This window comes from Streptomyces hebeiensis (assembly GCF_052983195.1).
Genome location: NZ_CM129812.1, coordinates 6,526,949 through 6,541,858, shown reverse-complemented (window position 1 = coordinate 6,541,858; position 14,910 = coordinate 6,526,949). Strand labels below are relative to the sequence as shown.

Here is a 14,910-nt window from a genome sequence, read left to right as displayed (position 1 = left end):
CCGTTCGGGCCGCTCCCCCTCTCCCCTTCCGCCCGGGTCTCGCGTCGCGGACGTCCGGTTGACGCCCTGACACCCCCGGCACACCCGGCCTTGACAAGTGCCCGTGCCTCGACAAGGCTCATGGGAGCGCTCCCACACCGGAGGAGGCGGCCCCCTCTCTCGCCGCCCCGCCATGGGCTGCCCATCCCGGAGCGGGAGCGCACCCCCTGCCGCGCGGCAGGCGAGAGCGCCGTTCCGTGCCGGATCCGTGGGGGACACGGCACGGAACGGCGCAGGCGGGTCCACACTCCCACCGATAAGTACATCTGTTCTTTAGTCGTGTACGTTTGTTCTTATGGAGAAGGTGAAACACCAGTGGGCCGCGGCGGACGGGGGCAGACGGGTCCGCCGACACGATCCGGAGCGCAGGACACGCATCCTGGACGCCGCCCTCGACGTACTCGTCACGGACGGGGCGGCCGGCATCACGCATCGGAAGGTCGCCGCACGCGCGGACGTTCCGCTGGGGTCGGTCACCTATCACTTCGCGAGCCTGGCCGCCCTTCAGGCACAGGCCTTCTCCTGGTACGTCGAACAACGGACCGCGGAGTTCGAGGGCCTCTTCACGGCAGTGCGGACGCACGAGGACCTGGTCGAGGTCCTGGTGGAACTCGTCCAGGGGGGACCGTCCCGGCGCCGCAGCGCGGTCCTCGGCTTCGAACTGCACCTGGCGGCCCTGCGCGATCCCGCTCTGCGCGCGCTCACCCAGAAGTGGACCGGGGACAGCCGGGCCGTTCTGGCCCGCTTCACCGGGCCGGAGGTCGCCGACCGGCTGGACGCCCTGCTCGAAGGGCTCATCCTGCGCGCGCTCCTGACGACGGAACCCGAGCCGCGCGAGGCGACGCGGGAGGCGATCGTGCGGGCGCTCACCCCGGTCCCCGGACGGGACACGTGAACGTGGTCGCCGCCCGCACCGGCGCCGCCCGTCCCCGGCCACGCCGGGAGCCTCAGCACCGCGAGGAGAACAACCCCATGCCGAGCAACCCGCCCGTGATCACGGTCAGTGACGCCGAACTGGCCGACCTCCGCTCCCGTTTGCAGCGCGCACGACGGGCCTGACCCGGGGCGTGGAGCGGGGGAGTGTTCCCACGGCCGTCGCCCTGTTCCCCGCCGACCTGAGCCGGCCGCCACGGAGCTGGGCCGAGCGAACCTACGCCGTCACGCGCTACACGCACCTGCCCCGCGGCGGCCACTTCGCCGCCCATGAGGAACCCGGCCCGCTGGCCCAGGACATCACCGAGTTCTTCCGCGCCCACCGTTCCCCGCCGTCCCCGCCGCTCCCGTGAGGTGCGCGGTGAGGTGCTCCGGCCGTACGGGCGTCCTGTTCAGCTCCAGCCCCGTCGCGTCCCTGATCGCAGCGAGGATCGCCGGCGTGGCGGAGAGGGTCGGCGCCTCGCCGACGCCGCGCAGCCCGTACGGCGCGTGGGTGTCGGCCAGCTCGAGGACATCGGCCGGCATGGTCGGGGTGTCCAGGATGGTGGGGATCAGGTAGTCCGTGAAGGAGGGGTTGCGGACCTTCGCCGTCGCCGGGTCGACGAGGATCTCCTCCATCACCGCCACGCCCAGCCCCTGGGTGCTGCCGCCGTGGATCTGGCCGAGCACGGAGAGCGGGTTGAGCGCCTTGCCGACGTCCTGGGCGACGGCCAGTTCCACCACCTTGACCAGGCCGAGCTCGGTGTCCACCTCCACGACGGCGCGGTGTGCGGCGAAGGAGTACTGGACATGGCCGTCGCCCTGCCCCGTCCGCCGGTCGAACGGCCGCGTCGGGCGGTGCCGCCAGACCCGTTCCACCTCCACCGCCTCGCCCGCCAGGACGTCCGCCAGGGGCGCCAGCACCTCGCCGGCGTCGGTGACGACCTTGCCGTCCTCCAGCAGCAGTCCGGCGGTGGCCCAGGCCGGGTGGTACGTGCCGAACCGGCGCCTGCCCAGCTCCAGTACCCGCTCCCGTACGGCCTCGCAGGCGTGTTTCACCGCGCCGCCGGTGACGTACGTCTGACGGGAGGCCGAGGTCGAACCGGCCGAGCCGACGCGCGTGTCCGCCGGGACGATCGTGACCTGGGTGACGCCCAGTTCGGTCCGCGCGATCTGCGCGTGCACCGTCACGCCGCCCTGGCCGACCTCGGCCATCGCGGTGTGGACGACGGCCACCGGTTCGCCGCCCAGTACGTCGAGTCGTACGCGCGCGGTGGAGTAGTCGTCGAAGCCCTCGGAGAAGCCGACGTTCTTGATGCCGACCGCGTAGCCCACGCCCCGGACGACTCCCTCGCCGTGCGTGGTGTTGGACAGGCCGCCGGGCAGCGCCCGGACGTCCGGCTCCTCGTCCGCCGTGAGCCACTGCCGCTCCGGCGGCAGCGGCCTGGCCTTGACCCGGCGCAGCAGTTCGGCGACCGGCGCCGGGGAGTCGACCCGCTGCCCCGTGGGCATGACCGAGCCCTGCTCCATGGCGTTGAGCCGCCGGAATTCCACCGGGTCCAGCCCCAGCCTGGCCGCCAGCCGGTCCATCTGCGCCTCGTAGGCGAAGCACGCCTGCACCGCGCCGAAGCCGCGCATCGCACCGCAGGGCGGGTTGTTGGTGTAGAGCGCCAGTGCCTCGATGTCGACGTGGTCGACGACGTACGGGCCGACGGAGAGGGAGGCGGCGTTGCCGACGACGGCCGGGGACGAGGAGGCGTAGGCGCCGCCGTCCAGCACGATGCGGCACCTCATGTGCGTGAGCCTGCCGTCGCGGGTCGCGCCGTGCTCGTACCACAGCCGCGCCGGGTGGCGGTGCACGTGGCCGAAGAAGGACTCGAAGCGGTTGTAGACCATCTTGACCGGCCGGCCGGTGCGCAGCGCCAGCAGGCAGGCGTGGATCTGCATCGACAGGTCCTCGCGGCCGCCGAAGGCGCCGCCGACGCCGGACAGCGTCATACGGACCTTCTCCTCGGGCAGCCCGAGGACGGGGGCGATCTGGCGCAGGTCGGAGTGGAGCCACTGGGTGGCCACGTAGAGGTCGACGCCGCCGTCCTCGGCGGGTACGGCGAGACCGGACTCCGGGCCGAGGAACGCCTGGTCCTGCATGCCGAAGACGTACTCGCCGGTGACGGTCACCTCGGCACGGGCCGCCGCGGCGGCCACGTCGCCGCGCACGATCGGCTGGCGGTGGACGACGTTGGGATGCGGGACGTGGCCGCTGTGGTGGTCCGTGCGGTGCTCGTGGACCAGGGGCGCGCCGGGGGCGGTGGCCGAGTCCTCGTCGGTGACCAGGGGCAGTTCTGCGTACTCGACGCGGATCCTGGCGGCGGCGCGGCGCGCGGTCTCGGGGTGGTCCGCGGCGACGAGGGCGACCGGCTCGCCGTGGTGCCGGACCTTGCCGGTGGCCAGAGCCGGGGTGTCCCGGATCTCCAGCCCGTAGTGGGTCACCGGGGCGGGGAGGTCGTCGTGGGTGAGGACGGCGTGCACGCCGGGGGTGGCGAGGGCCTCGGCCGTGTCGATGGAGACGAGGGTGGCGTGGGCGACGGTGGAGCGCACCGTGTGGCCCCACAGCATGTCCTCGTGCCACAGGTCGGAGGAGTACGCGAACTCGCCGGTGACCTTGAGGGTGCCGTCGGGTCGCGGGGTGGACTCGCCGATGCCGCCGGCGCCGGAGGTCGGGCCGGTGCCGGCGGCGGTGCGGGAGTCCTGGGTGAGACGGGTCGGGAGCCGGTCGGGGACCATGGTCAGCGACCGCCTTCCCGGGGACCGTCGAAACCGTTGGGACGGTCAGGGCCGTCGGGACCGCCGGTGGCGTCAGGGCCGCCCGGATCGTCGGGGCCGCCGGGACCGTCGGGACCGTCGGGGCTCTCCCGCGTCGTACGGGTGGGGTGCGGGGCGGCACGGCCGCGCTCCTGGCGGGCGGCGGCGAGGCGGACGGCGTCGAGGATCTTCTCGTAGCCCGTGCAGCGGCACAGGTTGCCCGAGAGCGCTTCGCGGATGTCCGCGTCCGTCGGGGACGGGTGGCGCTCCAGCATCTCGTCGGCCGCGACGAGCAGGCCGGGGGTGCAGAAGCCGCACTGCACGGCGCCCGCGTCGAGGAAGGCCCGCTGGAGGGGCGACAGCGCGCCGCCGTCACCGGCCGGCGAGTCGCCGGCCCACGGATCGCCGGCCGGCGGGTCACCGGTCGCCGGGTCGCCGGGTCCGGCCGCGGTCCGTGCCGGGACCCTCGCGCCGGACTCCCGGCGCCTCGCGTGGTCGGCGAGCCCCTCGACGGTCAGGACCTCGCGTCCCTCCACCTGGCCCGCCGCGACCAGGCAGGCGCAGACCGGCACGCCGTCCAGACGAACTGTGCACGAACCGCATTCACCTTGTTCGCAGGCGTTCTTGGAGCCGGGCAGGCCCAGCCGTTCGCGCAGCACGTACAGCAGGCTCTCGCCCTCCCAGACGTCGTCGGCGCTCTGCTCCCGGCCGTTGACGGTGAAGTTCACGCGCATGGTCACGCCGCCCCTTCCGCGGTCCCCCGGGCGCCACGGCCGTCGTCGGCCCGGTAGCGTTCCCAGGTCCAGGCGAGTTGCCGGCGTGCCATGACGCCGACGGCGTGCCGCCGGTATCCGGCGGTACCGCGTACGTCGTCGATCGGGTTGCAGGCGCCCGCGGCCAGGGCCGCGAACTGCCGGGCGGCCGACGCCGGGAGGGGCTGCCGGCTCTCCCAGAAGCCCCCCTCGTCCAGTACCGCGGTCAGGAACGTCTCCGCTTCCTTCGCCCGTACCGGGGTGGGGGCCGCGGAGCCGATTCCGGTCCGTACCGTACGCGTCGTGGGGTGCAGGGCCAGGCCGAAGGCGCACACGGCGATGACCATCGCGTTGCGGGTGCCCACCTTCGAGAACTGCTGAGGACCGTCCGCCTTTTGGATGTGCACGGTTTTGATCAGTTCGTCGGCCTCAAGAGCGTTACGTTTCACTCCCGTGTAGAACGCGTCGATCGGAATGCGGCGGGAGCCGCGTACCGACTCGACCTCGACCTCGGCGCCCGCGGCCAGCAGCGCCGGGTGCGCGTCACCGGCCGGGGAGGCGGTCCCGAGGTTGCCGCCGACCCCGCCGCGGTTGCGGATCTGCGGGGAGGCGACGGTGTGGGAGGCGAGCGCGAGACCGGGCAGCTCGGTCCTCAGATGCGCCATGACGTGGGCGTACGGCACGGACGCGCCCAGCGCCACGCTCTCCCGGCCGATGCTCCACTCGTACAGCTCGGAAACGCGGTTGAGGTCGAGCAGGTACCGCGGCCGTCGCCGATCGAAGTTGATCTCGACCATGATGTCGGTGCCACCCGCTATGGGTACGGCCTCGGGATGTTCGGCCTTGGCTGCGAGCGCGTCCTCCCAGCCGACGGGGCGAAGGAAGTCCATGAGCGGCCCTCTTCTTGATCATTTGTGATCTTCCGCGACCGGGTCTCCCGTGTTCGGATCGCCCGCGACACCCACCCGCCGCAACGGCCGGTCCTCGACATGCGAGACGTACGGCACTAGTACACAAGCCCGCGCTCCACCCGGTGCAGTCACCGAAACCATGAAGGAATTGACTGGTCGGCCGACCGGTCTTGTAGATTCGAACGAATGACGGGGTCTGGTAACCGTGCGGATTCCCTCTTGAAACAAGGCGCGCTGAAACAAGACGCGCCCATATGGGGCGACAACAAGGTCAGGAACGATCGGCTCTGGGCAACCTTGATCGAGAACGATCGGGGTGCTGCGGGACCGGACGGTTCCGGCACCCACACCATCGAACGAGAGAGATCGGCGGCGACGAGATGCGGCTGCGCGCACTGCTGGGGACCGACGCGCTGGGCCTGCGGCTGCTCGGCGGGGAGGAGGAGCTGGACCGTTCCGTACGCGGGGTGATGACCACCGACCTGCGTGACCCGAGCCGCTACCTCTCCGGGGGCGAGCTGGTCCTCACCGGTCTCGCCTGGCGGCACCGCGCCGAGGACTCCGAACCCTTCGTCCGCGTCCTCACGTCCGCCGGGGTCGCCGGGCTGGCGGCGGGCGAGGCCGAACTGGGCCCGGTCCCCGACGACCTCGTCGCGGCCTGCGCCCGGCACCGGCTGCCGCTCTTCGCGGTCAGCGAGGAGGTCGCCTTCGCGACGATCACCGAGCACGTGGTGCGGCAGGTCTCCGGTGAACGGGCCGGGGACCTGGCGGCGGTCGTGGACCGGCACCGCAGGCTGATGGCCTCCGGCCCGGCCGGCGGCGGCCCCGACGCCGTGCTCGACCTCCTCGGATCCGACCTCGACCTGCGGGCGTGGGTGCTCTCCCCGACCGGCCGGCGGATCGCGGGCACCCCCGTGGCGCTGTCCCCGGCACGGGCGGCGGCGCTCGCGGGGGAACATCTGGCCGCCGTGCGCACGGGCCGCCCCGGACCGTACCGGACGGTGGTGGAGGGAACGGCGTACGCCCTGTTCCGCGTGACGGACGCCCGGCACGCCGCCGCCCCCGCGCCGGGCGCCGCCACCGCGCCTCCTCCGCACGACGCGCACCGCCCCCACGAACGGCACGGCCCGCACGACGCGCGCGGCACGCGGCGCACGGCGCTGTCCGACTGGCTGCTCGCCGTCGAGGCGGACACGAGCGACTGGCCGGCGGCGCGGCTCGACCTGCTCCAGGGGGTGACCCAGTTGATCGCGGTGGAGCGCGACCGGCGGGACGCGGCCCGTACCGTACGGCGCCGGCTCGCCCAGGAGGTCCTGGAACTGGTCCAGGCGGGCGCGCCGGCCGCTGAGATCGCCGCCCGCCTCCGGGTCGCGGCGCCGGTCCTGCTGCCCGGGCTCCCGACGGCACCGCGCTGGCAGGTCGTGGTGGCCCGGGTGGAGTGGGCCCCGCCCGGCGACGAGGCGGAGCCGGCGGCCGGCACGAGCGGCACCGGCCCGGGCGACTCCCCGGCGACCGCGACCGGCAGCACGTCGGCATCCGGCGGCGGCCCGTCGAGCGCCCACGGCGAGGTGGCGCAGGCGCTCCTCGAGGAGATCCTGGTCGACCCGGCGGCCGTGGGGACGGACGGCGCCGACCGGATCGCGGTGGCACGGTCGGGGGAGGAGGCGATCGCGCTGGTCCCCCTGCCTCCGCCGGGAAGCGACCGGCGGCTTCCCGGCGAATCGGGCACGGACGGTCCGGGAACGGACCGGCCGGCCGCCGACCGTCCGGATGCCGTACGGGCTCGGACCGCGCCGGAGACGGGAGCCGCCGGTACGGTGTCCGGCACCGGGCTCGGTGCCGACCCGGATGCGGCGCTGCACGCGGACACGTTGCTCGCGGCCGTGGCGGGACCGCTGTCCTCCGGACTCGGGGACGACGGACGCCTGACGCTGGGCGTCAGCGCGGCCGTGCACTCGGCGGAGGGCCTGCGCGGCGCGCTGGAGGAGGCCCGGCACGCCCGCCGGGTGGCCGCCGCCCGCCCGGGCCCGGTCTGCGCGGCGGGCCACCACGAACTGGCGTCGCACGTCCTGCTGCTGCCCTTCGTCCCCGACGACGTACGGCTCGCCTTCACGGCCCGGCTGCTGGACCCCCTGCGCGACTACGACCGGCGCCACCGCGCGGAGTTGATCCCGACCCTGGAGGCGTTCCTCGACTGCGACGGCTCGTGGACGCGGTGTGCGGCCAGGTTGCATCTGCACGTGAACACGTTGCGGTACCGCGTCGGCAGGATCGAACAGCTGACGGGCCGCGAGCTGTCCCGCCTGGAGGACAAGCTGGACTTCTTCCTGGCGTTGCGCATGCGCTGAGCGCACGATGGTGGGCGCGGTGCGGCCGGGACGCGACGCGCCCCGGCCGCACCCCCGTTCCGGGTCGCACCCCCGTTCCGGGCCGGGCCGCCCCGTCACCGCCCGGCCGGGGTCACTTCTCCTCCGCCGCCCCGGCGGCCTCCGCGCCGAGCGCCGCCGTCACCACCTCGAGAGCCTCGACGATCCGGGCCTCGACGGCCGCCTTGCCGATGCCGAGGCCGGTGAGCACGCCGCCGCCGTCCTCGAATTCCAGGAGCGCGAGCAGGATGTGCTCGGTGCCGACGTAGTTGTGGCCGAGCCGCAGGGCCTCCCGGAAAGTCAGTTCCAGGACCTTCTTGCCGCCCGCGTCGTACGGGACGAGCTCGGGGACCTGCTCGGCCGCCGCCGGCAGCGCGGCCGTGGCCGCCGTCCGCACGTCCTCCGCCGTCACCCCCTGCTCGGCGATCACCTTCACGGCGATCCCCTCCGGCTCGCTCAGCAGCCCCAGCACCAGGTGGGCGGGGGTGATCGTGTCGTTGCCCGCGGCGCGCGCCTCGTTCTGCGAGGCGATCACGACGTTCCTGGCCCGCGGGGTGTAGCGGCCGAAGCCCTGGTTGGGGTCGAGGTCCGAGGTCGTGCCGGGGTCCTTCGGCACGAAGCGCTTCTGTGCCGCCTGCCGGGTGACCCCCATGCTGTGGCCGATCTCCGTCCAGGAGGCACCGGAGCGCCGGGCCTGGTCCACGAAGTGGCCGATCAGGTGGTCCGCCAGCTCCCCGAGGTGATCGGCGGCGATCACCGCGTCGGAGAGCTGGTCGAGAGCGTCGGGACGGGCCTTCTTGATGGCCTCGATCAGGTCGTCGAGGCGCACGGGATGATTCACGCGAGTGGGTTGCGTCATGGAGGCAACCCTAGGTTGACACCCACCGGGCGTCAACCCGTCGTTGACAATCGCGGCTCAATGCGGCGACGCGTTCGAGCCGTCACCCCGGACCGCGAAGGAGGCGCCCGACCCTCGAAAAGGGGGCGCTAGACCGGCAGTTGACCACCGTCACCCAAACCGGTCACGAGGGAACGATCAACGGCCCACCGAGCGCACCGGGCGGACCGGATCATCCGCCACCATCGCCTCACCCCCACGTCAGCGCGGGCACCCCGGCCCCGGCCGGGTCCGCCCCCGAAACCGTGCGCCCCACGCGGACCCCGTACGCGCCCCCGCCTCACGCCCCTGTACCACCGGCGTCGGTCATGGGTTTGTGAAATCTTTCACCTGACCTATTGGCCCGGCATGCCCATCCATGCTGAGATGCGTCCCACACCCAACAGCACAATGGCGCGCTCGGGGAGGGCAATGTGGCGTATTCCGCCATGTCTGGCACCGAAACCACCACAGGTGACGACCCTCTCCAGACAGCGGTGTGGCGGCTGCGCTCACGCGGCTGCTGGAGCGACGCGGCGGCCCTGCTGACCCCGCACGCCACCGCACCGGCGGCCGCGCTGCAGCGGGCCGCCCTCCTCACCGAACGCTGTCTGTTCACCGGCGCCGGCTGGTCCGAGGCGGAGGAGGCCCTCCGTACGGCGGAGGCCACGGCGCGCGAGGACCACGAGCGCGGCGCCGCCGCCTGCGAGCGCGGCCACCTCGCGTACGCCTCGACGGTCCTCGGCGTCCGCGACCGGGCCGACGAGGCCCGCGCCGCGCTCGGCCGGGCGGCGGCCCTGCTCGGCCCGGACGCCCCCGGCCGCGCCCTTCTCGACTTCCGCCGGGGGCTGATCGCCGAGCACCTCTCGGACTCCCCGCAGTCGGCACGCGCCGCGTACCGCCGCGCCCACGCGGCCGCCACGGCGGGCGGGGAGACGCTGCTGCTCTCCTTCACCTGGCGCCATCTGGCCGGACTGGCCCTGCGGGAAGGCGAATTGGCCGAGGCCCGGCACGGTTTCGGGGAGTCCTTGAGGATCCGGGAGGAGCTGGGCTACCTCGTGGGGACGGCACCCGCGCTCGCCGCGCTCGCGGACGTCGAGCCGGAACCGGAGGCGGGACGGTTACGCGCGGAGGCCGGGCGACTGTTCCGGCTGCTGGGCGGCGTACCGACCTGGCTGGCGGACCAGCTCGCGCCACCGCCCGCACCCGCGGCCTGACCCCGCGGCCTGACCACTCGCCCCGCGGCCCGGAGCGCCCGCGCGACTCCGCCGGGGAGGTCGACGGGGCCGACCGGTGCCGACACCCCCGGCCGCTGCATCACCTCGATCGCCGAACTCCTCGGCGTCTCCCCGGGCACCCTCTGCAACCACATCCCGGACCGGCGCGAGCTGCGCGGCCGTCCAGGCCCGGCGACCACATCCAAGATCCCCTCACTGCTGCGGCCCGCGTTCGCCAAGGTGAAGCCCCACGCGTCACTCTGGCCGAATACCACCCACCCCACCCCTCACCACGGGCTCCCCACAACCCCGTTACGCACTCGTCACGACCTTGCCCTTGGCATGATCCATCGACAGGAACAAAGAGGGGCACAGCACCCGTGGGCAGACAATGGGGTACGCGGAAAGCGCCTCACGGCAGACGAGAAACAGCCATCAAAGCGCGCAAATTAGGAAGGCCGCTGAGTACCAGTCAGATACGAGAAAATCGGAACAAACCATACGTCCATCACTCGATCGTGTGGTGATAAGATCGCGGAGCTTGCCAAGCGGCACCAAACCCGCTATGGCATACGAAAAGTCAGCGCATCGGCCCAGAATTCCGCCACCCCGGGGAGAACTATGCCATTAGCCGGGCCTTTCCAGGCAGCACGGCAGGCGAGTATGCGCGACCGATCCATATGTCTGTGACCGCGAGATGTCAATTACGGCGAGCTGACTCGAACGCCCCGCCCTTCGCAGACCTTCAGTCCGTGGTGGCCCAGTCGCCTAAGAGAGACTTATGACGCAATACTTCCAGGATCCAGCGCTTTGGGGCCTGATAGCCGCTGGAACTCCTGTGGCCGCGACCGCGATCATTCGCGGGAGAAAGACGATCGCCGAACTACGGAAGGAAAAACAGGAACTCAAGGCTCATTACACCAGCCTGGAAGAGCACTACACGGAGTCCGTGGAAGAGGCCAAGGACCGGGCGGAAGAGGCCACGAAGACGGCCCTGAAGTCCGCCATGCGCACGCTCCAGGGCCTCGCCGGCGAACAGCAGTTGGTGATCACCAAGCTTCAGGAGAAATACGGGGACCAGCAGATCCTCCAGGATCTCCTCGACATCGACCACATGAATTCGCAGTTCGCCCGGCGTGCCCAGTCCATCGCCGTGCTCTGCGACGGCTGGCTGGGCCGACAGCGTTCCGCCGCGTCCCTCTACGATGTGGTCCGCAGCGCGAAGGGCCGCATCCGCCACTTCACCCGGGTCGAGATCCGCGCCCAGAGCAATTTCGCCATCGTCAGCCGCGCGGTCGAGCCCGTCGCGCTCACGCTCGCCGAACTACTGGACAATGCCACCAGTTATTCGGCGCCCGAGACGATGATCGAGATCAACATCCGGCCGGTGCCGAAGGGCGTCTGCATCATCGTCGACGACGCCGGCGTCGGCATGAACGAGGAAGAGAAGAACAGGGCCGCGAAACTGCTCTCTAGCGAGCGGTCGCCCGGTGTCTCCGGACTCGGCAACCCGCCGCAGTTCGGCTTCACCGTCATCGGCGTGCTCGCCGCCCGCTACGGCTTCACCGTCTCCGTGGACTCCACCTCCCCCTACGGCGGTGTACGCGCGGTCGTCCTGCTGCCCGACGAACTCCTCACCGCCATGCCGGAACCGGAACTCAGGCCGGACCCTCAGCCGAAGGAGACCCCTGCCGTGGCCGCGTCCTCCCCGATGCCGCCCGATCAGGGCCCGGCGGCGCCCGCCCCGGCGACATCGACCGCGTTCGGCGGCCAGAGTCCGGATCCCGAGCCGATCTCGTTCGGCGGCCAGGGCCACGCGGCGCCGGCCCCGACCACGATGGGCGGTCTGCCGAAGCGGCGCCGGCGCGGCGCGATCTCCATCGTGCCGTCGGCGGAGGAGCCCGCGCAGGGCACGGGCGGCGACACAGAGGACGTGCCCCAGCGCTCCAGCGAGCAGGCCGCGTCCGTCATGGGGGCTTTCCAGCGCGGAACGCGGTCGGGCCGACGTTCCCCCAACGCATTCACCGAAGGGCATGAGACTCAGTGAATTACGACCTGTCATGGATGCTTGACAGCGCTCTTGAAGTGCCCGAGGCCCGGCACGCGATCCTCGTTTCGGCCGACGGTCTGCTCATGGCGCGTTCGCGGGACGTCGGCAAGGACCACGCGGACACCGTCGCTGCCGCGATGAGCGGAATGCAGTCACTCAGCCGTACCGTCTCGGAGTTCGTCGGCAAGGTCCCGCACAACCGGCCGCAGTGGCGGCAGACGCTGGTGGAATTCGACCACGGCTACGTCTTCCTCATATCGGCGGGTGAAGGCGCCTATCTCGGCGTCTCGGCATCGCCCGAGGTCGACATGGCCGAGATCACCTTCCGTATGCAGCAGCTCGTCGGCCAGCTCGGCAAGTCCCTGACCAGCCCCCCTCGAGAGATTGCTGACACCAAGGCATGACAACACCAGATGATCCGGACCTGGAACTCGAAGCCGCTCCATTAGTACGCGCGTATGTCATCACCAATGGCAGAAGCCTTCCGGCGGACGACGAGTTCTCGCTGATCACTCTGGTGACGGCGGCTCAGGACATGCCCCCGACCGGTCAACTCGACCCCGAGAAAAGACGCCTTCTGGACCTGTGTTCCGGAGGCTATCTCGCGGTTGCCGAGATCGCCGGGCACACCGAGCTGCCGGTCGGCGTCGTCAAACTTCTGCTGTCGGACCTCACACAGGCGGGATACCTCTACACCCGGGCTCCCGTACCCCCTGCGAAGCTGGTCGACAGACGCATACTCGAGGAGGTGCTGCATGGCCTTCAAGCCCGTTTCGGATAACGGCGTCTATTTGCGCGACTCGGTGCAGACCGCTGCCAAGATCCTGGTGGTGGGGCATTTCGCGGTGGGCAAGACGACCTTCATCGGCACCATGTCGGAGATCCCGCCGCTGCGTACCGAAGAGGTGATGACCCAGGCGAGCGCCGGCGTCGACGACCTCAAGGGCACGCCGGGGAAGACCACGACCACGGTCGCCATGGACTTCGGCCGGCTCACCCTGAGCGAGAAGCTTGTCCTGTACCTGTTCGGAACACCCGGACAGCAGCGCTTCGTCCAGGTGTGGGAGGACATGTCCCGGGGCGCGCTCGGCGCACTGGTACTGGTCGACCCGGACCGACTGGAGGAGTCGTTCCCGGTGATGGACCTGGTCGAGCACTACGGCATCCCCTACGCCATCGCCGTCAACAGGTTCGACGACACGTCACACCACTCCGACGAGGAGATCCGGGAAGCGCTCGACCTGCTGCCCGAGACGCCGCTCGTCAACTGTGACGCTCGCGATCAGCGCTCGTCGGCGAACTCGCTGATCACCCTGGTCCGTTATCTCCAGTCTCGCCTCAACTAGCGTTTCACCCACGGCCGTGTCCGGATCTTGAGCTGTGACGCGAAAGTGCCTTCTGAACTGGGGCGATGAGGCTTGTCCAGGGCTTCTGTCACCACAGCGGGAAGGCACTTTCCGCGTACCCGCCCCGGGGCGCGTCCCGAGCTCGTCATCCCGGCCGACGGTCGCGGAGCGGCCGGCCACGTGGGAGTCGTGGCGGCTCGGGCACAGCTCCGACATTCGCAAATCCTCCGATTCTCTCTTTGGCACGCCCTGACATAGGAGCCTGACTCATGCAGTCCCCAGCCGATCGCCCCACTCCGCCCCCGGGATGCCCCGCTCACGAAAACGGACAGAACCATCGCACCCCGCTGTACACGGGAGCCCTTTCAGCCGATTCGGCAGGCGTCTACGACCGTTTGAGGAAGTTCGGCCCGGCCGCGCCGGTCGAACTCGCCCCCGGAGTGGAGGCGTCGCTGGTCACGGACTACGCGGCAGCGCTCCATGTGCTGCAGAACCCCGACATGTTTCCGCGTGACGCACGACGCTGGCGCGCCCTCAATGAAGGCCGCGTGCCGGCCGACAGCCCGGTGCGGCCCATGATGGAATACCTGCCCGGCCCGCTGATGGCCGACGGGGCGGAGCACCTCAGGCTGCGCCAGGCGATGACGGACAGCCTGGCCCGAGTCGACACCCACCGGCTGACTCGCCTGGTGGACAGGTCCACCAAATTCCTGATCAGCCAATTCGAAGCACAGGGCAGGGTCGACCTGGTCGGCAATTACGCTCAACTCGTGCCGCTCCTGGTTTTCAACGAACTCTTCGGCTGCCCGGGCGAAATCGGCGACCGAGTGGTGTACGGCATCTCAGGAATGTTCGACGGGGCCAACGCCGACGAAGCGAAGCACATCCTGATCGGGGCATTGGCCGAGCTTGTGCAATTGAAGCACAGCAAGCCGGGGGACGACATCACTTCCTGGCTGTTGGAGCACCCGGCCGCGCTCACCGACGAGGAAATGATCCCGCAGCTCATCCAGCTCATGGGTGCGGGAATGCAGCCACTCGCGGATCTCATCGCAAGCGCGTTGTTGGTCATCCTGCGCCCTGATGACCAGAACGGCGGTGAACTTCTGGTCGAAGACGCCATCGACAGCGTGCTGTGGAACAACCCTCCCATCGCCAACTACGCGGCGCACTACCCCGTCCAGGATGTCGACCTGGGAGGAAGCAAGCTGGACGCCGGAGACCCCGTGCTCATCAGCTTCGCCGCGGCCAACAGCGATCCCAGCCTGTCCACGAGCCGTCAGACGCTCAGCAGGCGCGCCCACCTCGCCTGGGGCGCGGGCCCGCACGCCTGCCCGGCCAAGGACCCCGCACGGCTGATCACCGCGCGGGCCATTGAAATCCTCCTCAACCAACTGCCGGACCTGGAGCTGGCGGTGGACCAGGACAAGCTGGTGTTCACCCCCGGGCCCTTCCACGTGGCGGTCACGGAACTGCCCGCCCGATTCACTCGCCCCGTTCGCGAGGAAGCCCGTCCCACACCCCGCGCGGCGGCAGCGCCGGGCTCCTCAGGTCCGCAGCGGGAGCAGACGTCTGCCGCTCCCCAGCAGAAGGGATTCTGGAGCGGGTTCCTTTCCTGGTGGAAGGGATAAGAAGGGG

13 protein-coding genes are annotated in these 14,910 nt (G+C 71.1%); 9 read left to right on the top strand and 4 right to left on the bottom strand.

The annotated features are described in order from the left end of the window. Positions 1–334 precede the first annotated feature (334 nt). Positions 335–934, top strand: a complete 600-nt coding sequence (locus ACU6P3_RS28030) for a TetR/AcrR family transcriptional regulator (RefSeq protein WP_447194653.1) — start codon at positions 335–337, stop codon at positions 932–934. Continuing rightward, positions 931–1,098 (top strand): hypothetical protein, encoded by a 168-nt coding sequence (locus tag ACU6P3_RS28025; protein ID WP_447194652.1) that lies wholly within the window; start codon positions 931–933, stop codon positions 1,096–1,098. The genes ACU6P3_RS28030 and ACU6P3_RS28025 overlap by 4 nt, the downstream gene beginning before the upstream one ends. Positions 1,099–1,272: 174 nt before the next feature. Here the strand turns inward: ACU6P3_RS28025 and pucD are convergent, their stop codons facing one another. Genes pucD through ACU6P3_RS28010 form a run of 3 tightly spaced genes read right to left on the bottom strand, consistent with a single transcriptional unit; the run spans position 1,273 to position 5,395 of the window. Beyond that, positions 1,273–3,735, bottom strand: a complete 2,463-nt coding sequence (pucD, locus tag ACU6P3_RS28020) for a xanthine dehydrogenase subunit D (RefSeq protein WP_447194651.1) — start codon at positions 3,733–3,735, stop codon at positions 1,273–1,275. Positions 3,736–3,737: 2 nt separating this feature from the next. Then, on the bottom strand, positions 3,738–4,487 hold the full coding sequence (locus tag ACU6P3_RS28015) for a (2Fe-2S)-binding protein (RefSeq protein WP_447198094.1): 750 nt from the start codon (positions 4,485–4,487) through the stop codon (positions 3,738–3,740). 2 nt (positions 4,488–4,489) lie between these two features. Continuing rightward, positions 4,490–5,395 carry an FAD binding domain-containing protein gene (locus tag ACU6P3_RS28010; protein ID WP_447194650.1) on the bottom strand — a complete coding sequence of 302 codons (906 nt, stop codon included), beginning with the start codon at positions 5,393–5,395 and terminating at the stop codon, positions 4,490–4,492. Between the two features lie 401 nt (positions 5,396–5,796). On the opposite strand from ACU6P3_RS28010, the gene ACU6P3_RS28005 reads away from it, so the two are divergent. Further along, on the top strand, positions 5,797–7,764 hold the full coding sequence (locus tag ACU6P3_RS28005) for a PucR family transcriptional regulator (RefSeq protein WP_447194649.1): 1,968 nt from the start codon (positions 5,797–5,799) through the stop codon (positions 7,762–7,764). A 112-nt stretch (positions 7,765–7,876) separates the two neighbouring features. Here ACU6P3_RS28005 and ACU6P3_RS28000 read toward each other — a convergent pair whose 3' ends face one another. Then, positions 7,877–8,641 carry a Clp protease N-terminal domain-containing protein gene (locus ACU6P3_RS28000; protein ID WP_447194648.1) on the bottom strand — a complete coding sequence of 255 codons (765 nt, stop codon included), beginning with the start codon at positions 8,639–8,641 and terminating at the stop codon, positions 7,877–7,879. Between the two features lie 467 nt (positions 8,642–9,108). On the opposite strand from ACU6P3_RS28000, the gene ACU6P3_RS27995 reads away from it, so the two are divergent. From ACU6P3_RS27995 to ACU6P3_RS27970, 6 genes are all read left to right on the top strand, one after another. Beyond that, the gene (locus ACU6P3_RS27995; protein ID WP_447194647.1) at positions 9,109–9,876 is read left to right on the top strand and encodes a hypothetical protein; all 768 of its coding nucleotides are present in this window, start codon (positions 9,109–9,111) and stop codon (positions 9,874–9,876) included. A gap of 781 nt (positions 9,877–10,657) precedes the next feature. Then, positions 10,658–11,923 carry an ATP-binding protein gene (locus ACU6P3_RS27990; RefSeq protein ID WP_447194646.1) on the top strand — a complete coding sequence of 422 codons (1,266 nt, stop codon included), beginning with the start codon at positions 10,658–10,660 and terminating at the stop codon, positions 11,921–11,923. Then, a complete protein-coding gene (locus ACU6P3_RS27985) occupies positions 11,920–12,330 on the top strand; it encodes a roadblock/LC7 domain-containing protein (protein ID WP_030752210.1) in 411 nt (136 codons plus the stop codon). Before ACU6P3_RS27990 ends, ACU6P3_RS27985 begins: the two co-directional genes overlap by 4 nt. Further along, complete coding sequence (locus ACU6P3_RS27980) at positions 12,327–12,707, top strand: DUF742 domain-containing protein (RefSeq protein ID WP_344279716.1); 381 nt, start codon at positions 12,327–12,329, stop codon at positions 12,705–12,707. Before ACU6P3_RS27985 ends, ACU6P3_RS27980 begins: the two co-directional genes overlap by 4 nt. Further along, positions 12,682–13,272, top strand: coding sequence for a GTP-binding protein (locus ACU6P3_RS27975; protein WP_447194645.1), 591 nt, complete (start codon positions 12,682–12,684; stop codon positions 13,270–13,272). Before ACU6P3_RS27980 ends, ACU6P3_RS27975 begins: the two co-directional genes overlap by 26 nt. Before the next feature lie 269 nt (positions 13,273–13,541). After that, a complete protein-coding gene (locus ACU6P3_RS27970; RefSeq protein ID WP_447194644.1) occupies positions 13,542–14,903 on the top strand; it encodes a cytochrome P450 in 1,362 nt (453 codons plus the stop codon). Positions 14,904–14,910 lie beyond the last annotated feature (7 nt).